The following is a 13,585-nucleotide window of genomic DNA, read 5'->3' as shown; positions in this document are numbered from 1 at the left end:
GAAGGAGTGACCCAAGCGTTGAAATCCAAAACTCTTTTTTATTGTACAGAATGCGGAAATGAACTACCAAAATGGGCCGGTCAATGCCCGGTCTGTAAAGCATGGAATACCATCGTGGAGCAGCCCTCAGAAGCGAAAAAGAAGGGAATTCAAAATTTATCAAACAGTAGCATTATAAGAAAAGGAAATGGGAATCGTCCCAGTCCCATTCAGGAGGTAGAAACCACACAAGAGCTGCGGTTTGAAACCGGCATGAGCGAACTGGACCGAGTCCTGGGCGGGGGAGCGGTAAAAGGTTCCCTGGTACTAGTAGGCGGAGCTCCTGGTATTGGAAAATCAACACTGATGCTTCAGATTTGTGATCATCTGTGCCGTTTTGCAAAAGTATTATACGTTTCTGGAGAGGAATCCGAACGGCAGATCAAACTGCGCGCAGAGCGTTTGCAGGTACGCGGTGATGGTATGTATCTATTGGCGGAAACCAATCTAGAAGATGTGATTGAGTCCGTCAATGAGCTCCATCCCGATATCCTGATCGTAGACTCGATACAGACACTTTACAATGGTGATCTTAGCACCGCACCCGGCAGCATTGGTCAGGTCAAAGATTGTACCATGGCTCTTATGCAGCTGGCCAAGGGACAGGGGATTACGATTTTCGTCATCGGCCATGTCAATAAAGAAGGCTCCATTGCCGGACCAAAGGTATTGGAACATATGGTAGACTGTGTGCTCTATTTTGAAGGAGAACAACAGAACTCTTATCGTATTCTCCGTGCAGCCAAAAACCGTTTCGGTGCTACTAATGAGATTGGTGTATTTGAAATGGGGGATAGTGGACTGAGTGAAGTACCCAATCCATCTGAAATGCTCCTGTCCGGCCGTCCACAGGATACACCCGGTACCTGTGTTACCTGTGTAATGGAGGGTATCCGCCCGGTTTTGGCAGAAGTACAAGCTTTGTTGGCCCCCACCAGCTTTAATGTGCCACGCCGAACAGCAAATGGCTTTGATTTCAATCGAACCAATCTTTTACTCGCAGTATTGGAAAAGCGCGGCGGGTTGATGGTCAGCTCCTGCGATGCTTATATCAATGTAATTGGCGGTCTGTTTCTGGATGAACCGGCTGCTGACCTAGCAATGATCATTGCGCTGGCCTCTAGTTTTCGAGATAAACCTGTACCAGGTAATCTGGCAGCTATCGGTGAAGTGGGTTTGACTGGTGAACTTCGTTCCGTCAACGCACTGAGTCAAAGACTCAGCGAAGTACGGAGACTTGGTTTTACTAAGTGTTTGATTCCAGCACGGACAGGCGGAAAGCTTGATCCTCCACATGGTCTACAACTTATCCAAGTACATAACATCCGTGAGGCGCTGGCCACCATTGTTTGAATCGGTCGACCTTCTCGGGATAAAGTTAACACAAGGAGATTGCTTATCCGGAAAACCACAGGATGCTGCGCGCTCTAACGTGCAGCATCCATCTTGCTGATAAACGCAATTACTGGTACAGGCAATCAGACTCATAAAAACTTCAACTCCATTTACGAAAGGGGGTGCACCTCCAACTCAACAAAATAAAAATTTTGTTGAGTTGGAGGTAGGGTCTTGAACCAAAATGACTATCGATTGACCGCCCCCGCTGTGTTGCGGGATTTTCTGGTCTATCACGAAACTATCCAAGGTCATTCAAAGAAAACAGTCGATGAGTATTATCTGGACTTGCGAAACTTCTTTCGGTTTATTAAACTGGAAAAAGGCAAAGTCCCACGTGATACAGAACTGGATGAAATCTCAATTGATGACGTAGATCTGGAACTAGCACGTTCTGTAACACTCAGCGACGTGTATTCCTACATGAATTATCTGAGTCGGGATCGCGCGAAACACGCCAATAGTCCTTCTACTCGTTACGGACTGGAAGCCTCTGCTCGGGCACGTAAAATTGCCGCTATCCGTTCTTTCTATAAGTATCTCACCAGCAAAGCCAAATTACTCACGGAAAATCCCATGCAGGATTTGGATTCACCTCGTCTGAAAAAGTCGCTGCCCCGCTATCTGAGCCTGGACGAAAGTCTGCAGCTTCTAGAATCCGTGGATGAACCAAACCGGGCCCGCGATTACTGTATTCTGATGCTTTTTCTCAACTGCGGTTTACGGATTTCCGAGTTAGTTGCACTAAACACTACTGATATTCGAGAAGAACAGCTCCGTGTACTCGGCAAAGGAAACAAAGAACGTATACTCTTTTTAAATGACGCCTGCCGCGCCGCATTGGATGATTGGCTGGATGTACGCAGTCATCAGGCAGCAGCAGATAAAAACGCACTCTTTTTGACCCGTAGTCATACCAGAATGACCCGAGATGCCGTGCACTATATGGTAAAACAGCGTCTAAAGAAGGCTGGATTAGATGCTTCTCTATACTCCAGCCATAAATTACGACACACTGCGGCAACTCTAATGCTTCAAAACGGTGTGGATGTACGAACCCTTCAGGAAGTTCTAGGACATGAAAATCTCAATACAACCCAAATTTATACTCATGTAGACAACGAAAGTCTCCGACTAGCAGCTAAGGCAAATCCTTTAGGAAGAGCTCCTATAGGCAAAAAATCTCACTCAAATTTAGAATCAGAAGACACCTAGACCTTTTTGCGATATGCTCCAAGAATATGCAAAAAACGGATTTCATCAAATACATAACTGCTTAGCGGCCGCCAATCTGCATCATAAGAATGTGCTGCTACCAGTGTATTTTCTAGGGTCGGTATACGCCCAGTTGATACCACAACCGGCGTATGGCTGAACACGTCTTTCTGGAATCTCAGTTGTACAAAATCCCCTGGGCGGAGTTGTCGGATTGTCACAGAAGCACCAAATGGTCCCTCACTGTGCTCCATTCTGGTAAGGAAACGGTAAAAATAATCCACTCCTGTCCACGCAGGCGCTTTATTATTGGGATCTAGATAATACCATCCAAAAATCGGTTCAAAGTTCATTATCCCAGTCCCTGCATACAGACACTGGGATGCAAAATTAGTACAATCTCCTCCAATGGCTTCATAATCATAAAAATCGGGATTGCGGCCATAGGCCCACTTATGCGCATAAGCTACTGCCGCTTGACGGTTATAGGGCAGCCATTCCAACATGACTGTTCTCCCCCCTTTCTCCATCATTCTATGCATAAAAGGAGGAGAGGGCCTCCCCTCTCCTCCCTTTCAGAGAATATTTAATTGAATCAGGCCTTGCCATCACAGCCAAGCACATCAATCAACTTATGTTTGACCATCTCTTTGATGTTGGCACGAGCAGGCTTGAGGTACTCACGGGGATCAAATTTATCCGGATGCTCCGCAAAGAATTTCCGGATAGTACCCGTCATGGCCAGACGCAGATCGGAATCGATATTGATCTTACATACTGCCATGCGGGCCGCCTGACGCAACTGATCTTCTGGTACGCCAATCGCGCCCGGCATATTGCCGCCGTTCTCGTTGATCATCTTTACATATTCCTGCGGCACACTGGAAGAGCCGTGCAGAACGATAGGAAATCCAGGAAGCCGTTTGGAGACCTCCTCCAAAATATCAAAGCGCAGCTGAGGTTTGGTACCAGGTTTAAATTTGTAGGCGCCATGGCTGGTCCCGATGGCAATTGCCAAGGAATCACACCCCGTCTTGGTAACAAACTCCTCCACTTCTTCTGGGCGGGTATAGGAAGAGTCTTCCGCAGAAACTTTGACTTCATCTTCCACACCAGCCAGCGTACCAAGCTCCGCCTCTACTACCACACCATGGTCATGAGCATACTCCACCACCTTCTTGGTGATTTCAATGTTCTCGGCAAAGGGCTTGGAAGATGCATCGATCATTACAGAAGTGAATCCGCCGTCAATACAGGATTTACAAAGCTCGAAAGAATCACCGTGGTCCAGATGCAGACAGATGGGCAGGCCGGTTTCGATCACAGCCGCTTCCACCAGCTTCATCAGATATGTGTGGTTTGCATAAGCACGCGCACCTTTTGAGACCTGGAGAATCAATGGAGCATTGACCTCTTTTGCGGCTTCCGTAATACCTTGGACAATCTCCATGTTATTCACATTGAAAGCGCCAATAGCATAACCGCCGTTGTAGGCCTTCTGGAACATTTCCTTTGTGGTAACCAGTGGCATATAGCAGTCATCTCCTTTTCAGTTTCCACGACAATTTTACCAGTTTTCATTGCTAAATGCAAGAGGACGTGGTATGATATTTACGAAAAGCATCCAACATTATCCAACAGGAGGCATTATCTTATGAGTGAACTAAAAGGCGCATGCATCATTGGACAATCCGGCGGACCTACCGCTGTTATCAATGCCAGCGCGCTTGGTGTCATCCGGACTGCACTGGATACTCCATGCATTACCCGCGTGTTAGGCGCGGCTCATGGTATTAAGGGCGTACTGGAGGACAAGCTCTATGATATGGATCAGGAATTCGCCGAAGAATTGGAATATCTGAAATATACCCCCTCTTCCGCACTGGGTTCCTGCCGCTATAAATTGGCTGATCCAGAAGTGGATGATACCGACTATAAGCGTATCCTGGAGATTTTTAAGAAATATGATGTGCGCTATTTCTTCTATAATGGCGGTAATGACTCCATGGATACCTGCAACAAAATCTCCAAATACATGCAGGGCGTTGGTTATGAATGCCGGATTATCGGGGTTCCCAAGACGATTGATAACGATCTTAACGGGACCGATCATTGTCCAGGCTTTGCTTCTGCAGCTAAATATATCGCCACCTCCTGTGCGGAAATCTGGCAGGATGCCCATGTGTACGATACAGGTATGGTGACGATTATAGAGATCATGGGCCGTCACGCCGGTTGGCTGGCCGGCTCAGCCGCACTGGCTTCACTGTCTGGTTGTGGTCCAGATTTGGTCTATCTGCCGGAGACAGATTTCGATATGGACCAGTTCATTCAGGATGTGACGGATACTTATAAGAAAAATGGTAACTGTATCGTTGCTGTGTCGGAAGGTATCCACTATGCAGACGGCACTTTTGTATCAGAAGCCAAAACCTCTTCGACTGATGGATTTGGTCATGCCCAACTGGGTGGACTGGCTACTATGTTGGCTGATATTGTAAAGCAGAAAACGGGCGCGAAAGTACGCGGGATTGAGCTTTCTTTGCTTCAGCGCTGCGGCTCGCACATTGCCTCCAAGACGGATATTGACGAAGCGTTCCTGGCCGGTAAAGCTGCGGTAGAAGCAGCCGTATCTGGGACTACCGATAAGATGGTGGCATTTGAATGTTCCCGTGGAGTAGATGGCTATACGTGTAAGACGGTGCTGCAGCCACTGGACATCGTAGCCAATTTCGAGAAAAAGGTACCCCGTGAATGGATTAATGCCGCAGGAAATGGCGTTGAACAGCCGTTTATTGACTACGCATTGCCTCTTATTCAGGGCGAACCAGAGCGTCCTACAGAGAACTCCCTCCCCCGCTTTGTCCGGCTTAAAAAGGTCCTAACCTGCAAGGACTAATAAAAAAAGAAACCGGAGGTATAATTACCTCCGGTTTCTTTTTGTTCAATAACGTATTCTGTTATACTCCTGTCAAAACACGCATGACAGTATATGTTTGCTGGTCCAGACCCTTTTGCATAGCCAAGGCTTCCGTAATATCATAATCCACATAGGACTCACCCTGCATAGCAACTACACGACAATCCTTACCTTCCGCCAGCAGGCGGACTGCTTCATACCCCATATAAGTGGCAGCAATCCGATCCCGCACTGTGGGGGCACCGCCGCGCTGTACATGCCCCAGAACTGTGACGCGGGTATCCAGCGCAGTCGCTTCATGGATCTTCTGTGCTACTCCATAAGCACCGCCCTCTACGCCCTCTGCTACAATGATCATAAAGTGGGTCCGACCAGCAAGACGAGCACGACGGATAGGCTCCATGACGTCTTCCTCATAATCTACTTCCTTTTCCGGGACCAGAACCACCGTAGCACCACATGCAACACCCACGTTCAGAGCCACGTGGCCTGCGTGGCGGCCCATGACCTCGACAACCGAGCAGCGCTCATGTGAAAGCATGGTATCCCGAAGTTTATCAATGGACTCCAGCGCCGTATTGCAGGCAGTATCAAAGCCTATAGTATAAGTAGAGCAGGCAATATCATTGTCAATCGTACCAGGAATTCCGATTACACTTAGTCCCTTCTGAGCCAGTGTAAGCAGGCCACGGAACGTCCCATCGCCGCCAATGCCCACCAAGGCATCCAAGCCCAGTAGTTTACAGGTCGCCTCCGCACGCTCCAGCCCCTGTTTGGACTTAAAATCCTCACTCCGTGCGGAATAAAGCATGGTTCCGCCTCGGCGAGAAAGTCCACTGACACTGTCAAAATCTAGCGGCACGAAGTCACCGTTAATCAACCCATGATATCCACGGCGGATGCCCACACACTCAATTCCCATATGCAGAGACGTACGTACAACAGAACGTATGGCTGCATTCATGCCAGGTGCGTCGCCTCCGCTGGTAAAGACACCAATTCGATGTACAACTTTTTCCATATGATTGGCCCCCTATTATACGCTCAATTCTGTGTCCTCGCCGCGCAGGGCATCTGCATAGCGCTCCAGTACAGGTTGGACATCTTGACACAGAAAATCCGTCACCTGAGCTGGACAACGGCCAATATAACGACTTGGCTCCAGATGGGCTGTGATCTCCTCCCGACTCAGCATAGAAAATGCGGGGTCGGCCGCAATCAGGTCAATCAGATTATTGGACAGGCCTTTGTCTTTCACATTGCTGCCTGCCTCCTGGGACAATACCCGAATCCGCTCATGCAGGTCTTGACGATTGCCGCCCTTCTTCACAGCATCCATCATAATATTCTCGCTGGCCATAAAGGGCAGTTCTTCCAAAACATGCCGCTCAATAACCTTTTCATGGACCACCAACCCGCTGGCCACATTGGCATAGATATTCAGAATGGCATCTACAGCCAGGAACGCCTCCGGGACAGACAGTCGCTTATTAGCAGAATCATCCAGTGTACGCTCAAACCACTGACTTGCAGATGTAACGGCCGGGTTGACTGCGTCAACCATAACATAGCGGGCTAACGCGCAAATCCGCTCACAGCGCATAGGATTGCGCTTGTACGGCATAGCGGAAGAACCGATCTGGTTCTTTTCAAAAGGCTCCTCCACTTCCTTCAGGTGGCAAAGCAGGCGCATATCCGTAGCAAACTTGCTGGCTGACTGTGCAATGCCGGAGAGCGTGGACAAGACAAAATAGTCCACTTTACGGGAATAGGTCTGCCCGGAAACCGGCACCGTGGCATCAAATCCCATTTCCTCAGCCACTTTCCGGTCCAGCTCCCTACACTTCTCATGGTCACCCTCAAACAGTTCCAGGAAGGATGCCTGCGTACCTGTGGTACCCTTACTGCCCAAAAGCTTGAGAGAGTCAATACGATGCTCCACTTCCTCCAGATCCATCAGCAGCTCATTCATCCACAGTGTGGCACGTTTCCCCACGGTCACCAACTGGGCAGGCTGGAAGTGGGTAAAACCAAGGGTAGGCAACGCTTTGTATTTCTCGGCAAACTTGGACAAGTGCTCCAGAACCCGTACCAACTTGTCCCGAACCAACAGCAGTGCTTCACGCATCAGAATGATATCTGTATTGTCACCTACATAGCAGCTGGTAGCACCCAGATGAATAATAGGCATGGCTTTCGGGCACAAATCGCCATAAGTGTGCACGTGCGCCATCACATCATGGCGAAGTTTTTTTTCATAATCTGCAGCTTTGGCATAGTCGATGTCTGTAATATGAGCAGCCAACTCGTCTACCTGTTCCTGTGTAACAGGCAGGCCAAGTTCCATCTCAGCCCGGGCCAGAGCAACCCAAAGTCGGCGCCAGGTAGAAAACTTTTTATCCGGAGAAAAGATGTACTGCATCTCAGCGCTGGCATAACGGGATGACAGCGGACTTTCGTAACGCTCGTGCATTTGAAGACCTCTTTTCATTTGGAATCTACACGTTAGAATATCATAAAACAGGGGCGGACACAAGTTCCGCCCCTGTTTTTTACTTGGTCACTCCGCCAAAAATTTCTCCAAACGATCCAGTCCTTCTTTGATATTCTCCATGGACGTAGAGTAAGACCAACGGACGAAATTAGGTGCGCCAAAACCGGAACCTGGCACTACTGCTACCAGGCCATACTTCAAAAACGCATCGGCAAATACCTGATCATCCGTAATGGTGACACCGTGAATCGTGCGCCCTAAAAGCTGCTCCAAGTTCATCATGACATAAAATGCACCTTCCGGCTTGATGCAGCTAACTCCAGGAATGGTGTTCATCCGCTCTACGATGTAATTTCGCCGCTCTTCAAACGCCTGACGCATGGTTTCAATCTTTTCCTGTGGGCCAGAGAGTGCCACCGTAGCGGCCCGCTGAGAGATCGCAACCGGCGATCCGGTGGAATGACTGACGTAGTTGGCCATAATCTTAGCGATTCGTAGATCAGCACAAGCATACCCTATACGCCAGCCAGTCATCGCATAGGATTTGGATACACCGTTGATAAGAATCGTGCGGTTTTTGGCATCTTCGTTGAGACTGGCAAAACTGGTGAATTGAGCCTTATCATACACCAAACCATAATAAATCTCATCCGCAATTACATAGAGGTCATAGCGTGCACATACAGCGGCCAATGCCTCCAGTTCACCTCGGTTATACATCATGCCGGTTGGATTGGATGGATTGTTTAGGATAATGGCCTTGGTCTTTTCAGTAATCGCTCCCTCCAACTTTTCCGGGGTCAGTTTAAAATGCTCCGCCTCTGTGGCAGTAACCACCACAGGAATACCACCAACCATCTTAATAAGTTCAATATAACTTACCCAATACGGTCCAGGAAGGACCACTTCGTCCCCCGGATTTACCAGTGCACGCAGGGCCAGATAGACCAGATGTTTGGCACCGCTGCTGATGACTACCTGGCCAGGTTCATACTCTACCCCGCAGTCCGCTTTCATTCGTCCACAGACAGCTTGTTTCAGCTCCAGCGTACCAGAAGCGGCTGTATAACGGGTCACATTCTGCTCGATGGCGGCAATTCCAGCCTCCTTAATTTCATCAGGGGTATTAAAATCCGGTTCACCCGCACCAAAGCCAATCACATCGATTCCATCCGCCTTCATCTGCTTGAACATGGTGTCGATGGCCATCGTACTGGACGGTTGGATGGCTTCTGCGATCCTAGACAGCTCTTTCACTGGAATCTCTCCCTTTGCAAGTCAAAATCATGACATATTATATCTATAAACTTGCAAAAAGGCAAGTGTTTCTTGCGACTAAAAGCATAAAATTGAATGTGTTTTAAATTTGCCATGCAAAAAGCGCCTGTCCAAAAAATGACAGGCGCTCAAAGAAACCCTTTAAAAATAATTTTTGAACGGCTCATGTGCCGCCATGTATATCGACAGGTCACTCTTTACGGTTTTTTCTGGTATTTTTCTCATATAGCAAATATAGTCCGCTCATGACAAGATCAGCATCATAATGGATGGTACGTTTGCAGTAACGCAGAATGCGTGGAGCATTCCCTCCTGTGGCTACCACTGTCACCGGGCATCCCAGTTCTGCCTCAATCCGGTCCACCATCCCTCCTATCATGCTGGCATGTCCATACAATACCCCCGAACGCATGGCCTCCTCTGTGGTGTGACCCATCAGTCCAACCGGCGCAGCACTTTCCAGTGAGATGGGCGGAAGTGCTGCCGCCCGCTCGGAGAGCGCTTCCAGCGCCAGAGTCAATCCTGGCATGATACTGCATCCTTCATAGACGTTTCCAACAATCAGTGACAGGGTCGTAGCCGTCCCCATATCTATGGTCACTATCGGACTTTTATACTTGGCAATCGCTGCCACAGACGATGCAACAATATCGCTCCCCAGCTGATTGTGAATCTCTGCTTTGATATTTAGGCCGGTCTTGATTCCCGGTCCCACCACCATTGGCGGTCTCCCGGTAAAATGTGCAATGGCATCCGTCATGATCGCGGTCAATGGCGGAACTACACTGGAGAGAATAGCTCCATCCACGCTCCGGACATCCGCCCCATAAAGACGCATCACTCCAAGCAGATCAATGGCACACTGGTCCCTGGTCTTCCCTCGCGATGTCTCCATTGAAGAGAGAAATGACAATTTGCCTGTCGGTTCAAACAAACCCACCGTTGTGGTAGAATTGCCAATATCGACCGCAAGAATCATATTTCTTCCTCCCCCGATTGTCTTAGGTTTATTATACACATACACCACAAATTGAGTCAAGCTGTGTGGCAAGCTGAGCTCACCCGACATAGAGTAGAGAGAAAAGGAGGTGCACAAATTGGCTTCGATTGGAACGATCGTAACCAGAGTCTATACATCCAGAGCACAGGTCCCTATTCAGGGCGCAACAGTAGCTATTACACAGAAAGCCGCCGATGGTCGGAGCACACTGCTGGCCATCCGCATTTCCGATGAAAATGGGCGCACATCCCCTGTACGGGTACGTACACCTGATCCGTCCGACAGTGAATCTCCCGGGAATCCCGTTGGTTTCACGTCCTGTGATATTTGGACGGAAGCACCCGGTTACGAAACCAGCCTGATTGAAAATGTGCAGGTGTTTCCAAACACAGAGACTCTTCAGGAATTAGAGCTCATCCCACTGCCGGAACAGGCGGATCCCAACACCACAATGGACCGCGTGGATGTTCCGCCTCAGGATCTCTAAAGGAGGGTACGTTATGGCAACCGCTCCCATTACCCCTTATGTTCCACAATACATTACCGTACACCTGGGGCCACCTGATTCCAACGCGGAAAATGTAACAGTATCCTTCCCTGATTATGTAAAAAACGTGGCCTCCAGTGAAATCTACCCCACCTGGGAACCCGAGGCGATCCGCGCAAATATCCTGGCAATCATATCCTTTGCCCTTAACCGGGTCTATACCGAATTTTATCCAAGTCGTGGCTATCCGTTTAATATCACCGCCAGCACAGCATATGATCAAAAATTTATAAATGGGCGTAATATTTTTGAAAATATAAGTCAGATGGTGGATGAGATCTTCAACTCCTACATACGCAGAGTCGGCTTTGTTGAGCCATTGGCCGCGAAATTTTGTAACGGTACAACTACCACCTGTGACGGGCTGTCCCAGTGGGGCAGTCAGGCTCTGGCAGAAAATGGTGCAGACGCCATGGAGATCCTACGCTATTATTACGGTGACAATATTGAGCTAGTACAAAACGCTCCTGTGATGGGTATCCGCTACTCTTACCCGGGCTACCCCATTCGACGAGGTGCGCGGGGCGAAGAGGTGGTACGCATTCAAACTATGCTCAACCGTATTTCCCGGGACTATCCTGCTATCCCAAAAGTCAGCCCAGTGGATGGTAACTTTGGCTCACAGACCGAGGCTTCTGTAAAACGATTCCAAGAAATTTTTAGTCTGACCCCAGACGGCATTGTAGGAAACGCCACGTGGTATAAGATGGTCTACCTCTATGTAGGCATTCTGGACCTGGCGGAACTCATCAGCGAAGGGCAAACATTTTATTCCATCGGCATCCCACTGGATTTTCCGGATACTATCTCCAAAGGCGACAGCGGAGAGCAGGTAAAGGTAATCCAATACCTGCTCTCCGTTGTATCTGAGTTTTATAATACCATTCCGCCTGTAACAGTAGATGGTATCTTTGGCACAAACACTGAAAATGCGGTCATCGCATTGCAACGAATGGCTGGTATCACGCAGGATGGCATCGTGGGGGCGGAGACATGGCAAGCCCTCTACGCACTCTACGCTGGCATAACCGACACTCTATCCAACTATACCAACGTCATTCCTGAACAGTTCCGCCCGGAGATCCCAGAGAGTTTGGCCACCAGCCTGACCCAATACCCAGGCAGTCCGTTAATACTTGGAGCCGTCGATGAGAGAGGAGCTGATATCTGATGCGAAGCCAATTCCATTATTTAGGGCAACCTGTACGCAGTCTTCAAACCATGCTGCGTGCCCTTTCCTTCACATACGAATTTCTTCCCAGACTCACTCCAGACGGCATATTTGGAGAACGGACTCTGGAAGCCGTCATGCTCTTTCAACGGGAATTATTCCCTCCGGTTACCGGACGGGTTGATCAGACCACCTGGGATGCCATCGCGGCCGCTTACCGTCAGTCAATCGCATTTCAAAAGTCCTCTTTCCCCTTTGCAGGGTATCCAGGGCCGGGTAAAACAATTTCTCCGGGGCAGGACAGCACCTATCTCAGACTGCTTCAGTCCATGTTCCTGACTCTTTCCAAGTCTTTTACCGATGTAGAACCAGGCCCAGTCTCCGGCAACTACGATGTACCCACCGGTCACAACATCCGATGGGCCCAGCGGGCTGCCGGACAACCGGAGAGTGGCGTGCTGGATCAGGCCTGCTGGGATACAGTAAATCGCCTATACCGGCTGTTTGTATCGGAACCCAAAAACAAAATCAGTTCACCCCTGCCAACGTGGCGGCCATGACCGCCTTGATGGTGTGCATTCGGTTTTCCGCCTCATCAAAAACGATGGAAGCGGGACTTTCAAATACGTCGTCGGTCACTTCCATTCCGTTCAGACCATATTGCTCCCCAATCTTTTTTCCAATGGTCGTCTTCTGATCATGGAAAGACGGGAGGCAATGCATAAACACCGCCTGCGGACCAGCCAGATCCATAACCGTCTGATTCACCTGATAGGGCAGCAGTGCATGGATCCGCTCCTCCCATACTTCAGCCGGCTCCCCCATAGAGACCCAGATATCTGTATAAATTACATCTGCACCAGTGACTGCCTCAGCTACATTTTCTGTAAAATGCAGCTTGGCCCCTGTCTGTCCGGCAATGGCAACACACTGGTCCACCAACTTCTGATCCGGGAAATACGCTTTAGGGGCACACGCAGTAAATTCCATCCCCATTTTGGCACAGCCCACCATCAGAGAATTTGCCATATTGAAATGGGCATCCCCCATAAAGACAAACTTAATCCCTTTCAAATGGCCAAAATGTTCCTGGATCGTGAGCAGATCTGCCAGAATCTGGGTTGGATGGGACTGGTCAGTCAGTCCGTTCCACACCGGTACGCCGGCATAATGAGCCAGCTCTTCCACTACGCTCTGCTCAAATCCCCGGTACTCAATCCCATCATACATCCTGCCCAATACACGGGCCGTATCAGCAATACTCTCCTTGTTTCCCATCTGGGAACCAGCGGGATCCAGATACGTTACCCCCATACCCAGATCATAGCCGGCCACCTCAAAGGCGCAGCGGGTACGGGTGCTGGTCTTTTCAAAGAGAAGTACAATATTCTTTCCCTCACAGAGCCGATGCGGAATTCCAGCTTTCTTCCACGCCTTTAGTCTTGCTGACAGGTCCAGAAGTCCATGGATCTCTTCCGCAGTCAGGTCTGATACGCTCAGGATGTGTTTCCCCTTCAGGTCCATAT

13 protein-coding genes are annotated in these 13,585 nt (G+C 49.2%); 6 read left to right on the top strand and 7 right to left on the bottom strand.

Features of this window, described 5'->3' with window-relative positions; translation table 11 throughout:
- The first annotated feature begins 18 nt into the window (after positions 1-18).
- Both radA and WMO45_RS01255 read left to right on the top strand, forming a co-directional pair.
- Complete coding sequence (gene radA, locus WMO45_RS01260; RefSeq protein ID WP_349138817.1) at positions 19-1,392, top strand: DNA repair protein RadA; 1,374 nt, start codon at positions 19-21, stop codon at positions 1,390-1,392.
- Positions 1,393-1,608: 216 nt separating this feature from the next.
- A complete protein-coding gene (locus WMO45_RS01255; protein WP_349138816.1) occupies positions 1,609-2,649 on the top strand; it encodes a tyrosine recombinase XerC in 1,041 nt (346 codons plus the stop codon).
- Here WMO45_RS01255 and WMO45_RS01250 read toward each other — a convergent pair.
- Together WMO45_RS01250 and fba are read right to left on the bottom strand one after the other, a co-directional pair.
- Positions 2,646-3,155: an amidase domain-containing protein gene (locus tag WMO45_RS01250; protein WP_349138814.1), complete on the bottom strand. Its 510-nt coding sequence runs from the start codon at positions 3,153-3,155 to the stop codon at positions 2,646-2,648. The two genes, WMO45_RS01255 and WMO45_RS01250, sit on opposite strands and share 4 nt — an antisense overlap.
- 89 nt (positions 3,156-3,244) lie before the next feature.
- A complete protein-coding gene (gene fba / locus WMO45_RS01245; protein ID WP_349138813.1) occupies positions 3,245-4,180 on the bottom strand; it encodes a class II fructose-1,6-bisphosphate aldolase in 936 nt (311 codons plus the stop codon).
- A gap of 123 nt (positions 4,181-4,303) precedes the next feature.
- Here fba and WMO45_RS01240 point away from each other — a divergent pair, with 123 nt between their 5' ends.
- Complete coding sequence (locus WMO45_RS01240; RefSeq protein ID WP_349138812.1) at positions 4,304-5,548, top strand: 6-phosphofructokinase; 1,245 nt, start codon at positions 4,304-4,306, stop codon at positions 5,546-5,548.
- A gap of 61 nt (positions 5,549-5,609) precedes the next feature.
- On the opposite strand, the gene WMO45_RS01235 is transcribed toward WMO45_RS01240, so the two are convergent.
- The 4 genes from WMO45_RS01235 to WMO45_RS01220 all read right to left on the bottom strand — a co-directional run bounded on the left by WMO45_RS01235 (position 5,610) and on the right by WMO45_RS01220 (position 10,320).
- Positions 5,610-6,590 (bottom strand): ATP-dependent 6-phosphofructokinase, encoded by a 981-nt coding sequence (locus WMO45_RS01235; protein ID WP_349138811.1) that lies wholly within the window; start codon positions 6,588-6,590, stop codon positions 5,610-5,612.
- Between the two features lie 15 nt (positions 6,591-6,605).
- Complete coding sequence (gene purB / locus WMO45_RS01230) at positions 6,606-8,042, bottom strand: adenylosuccinate lyase (protein ID WP_349138810.1); 1,437 nt, start codon at positions 8,040-8,042, stop codon at positions 6,606-6,608.
- An 87-nt stretch (positions 8,043-8,129) separates the two neighbouring features.
- Positions 8,130-9,320 carry a pyridoxal phosphate-dependent aminotransferase gene (locus tag WMO45_RS01225; protein ID WP_349138809.1) on the bottom strand — a complete coding sequence of 397 codons (1,191 nt, stop codon included), beginning with the start codon at positions 9,318-9,320 and terminating at the stop codon, positions 8,130-8,132.
- A gap of 211 nt (positions 9,321-9,531) precedes the next feature.
- The gene (locus WMO45_RS01220) at positions 9,532-10,320 is read right to left on the bottom strand and encodes a type III pantothenate kinase (RefSeq protein ID WP_349138808.1); all 789 of its coding nucleotides are present in this window, start codon (positions 10,318-10,320) and stop codon (positions 9,532-9,534) included.
- A 118-nt stretch (positions 10,321-10,438) separates the two neighbouring features.
- Here WMO45_RS01220 and WMO45_RS01215 point away from each other — a divergent pair, with 118 nt between their 5' ends.
- From WMO45_RS01215 to WMO45_RS01205, 3 genes are read left to right on the top strand one after another with little or no spacing between them, the layout of a single operon-like run.
- Positions 10,439-10,828 (top strand): spore cortex-lytic protein, encoded by a 390-nt coding sequence (locus WMO45_RS01215; protein WP_349138807.1) that lies wholly within the window; start codon positions 10,439-10,441, stop codon positions 10,826-10,828.
- Positions 10,829-10,841: 13 nt separating this feature from the next.
- Positions 10,842-12,059, top strand: coding sequence for a peptidoglycan-binding protein (locus WMO45_RS01210; protein ID WP_349138806.1), 1,218 nt, complete (start codon positions 10,842-10,844; stop codon positions 12,057-12,059).
- Positions 12,059-12,619: a peptidoglycan-binding domain-containing protein gene (locus tag WMO45_RS01205; protein WP_349138805.1), complete on the top strand. Its 561-nt coding sequence runs from the start codon at positions 12,059-12,061 to the stop codon at positions 12,617-12,619. Before WMO45_RS01210 ends, WMO45_RS01205 begins: the two co-directional genes overlap by 1 nt.
- On the opposite strand, the gene argF is transcribed toward WMO45_RS01205, so the two are convergent.
- Positions 12,588-13,583, bottom strand: a complete 996-nt coding sequence (gene argF, locus WMO45_RS01200; RefSeq protein WP_349139326.1) for an ornithine carbamoyltransferase — start codon at positions 13,581-13,583, stop codon at positions 12,588-12,590. The genes WMO45_RS01205 and argF overlap by 32 nt on opposite strands.
- Between the last annotated feature and the right edge of the window lie 2 nt (positions 13,584-13,585).

Source organism: Flavonifractor hominis (genome assembly GCF_040095835.1).
In the GTDB taxonomy this organism is placed as follows: Bacteria; Bacillota; Clostridia; order Oscillospirales; family Oscillospiraceae; genus Flavonifractor; species Flavonifractor hominis.
The sequence above is the reverse complement of the archived record's forward strand: the minus strand, read 5'-3'. Positions and strand labels throughout refer to the sequence as shown.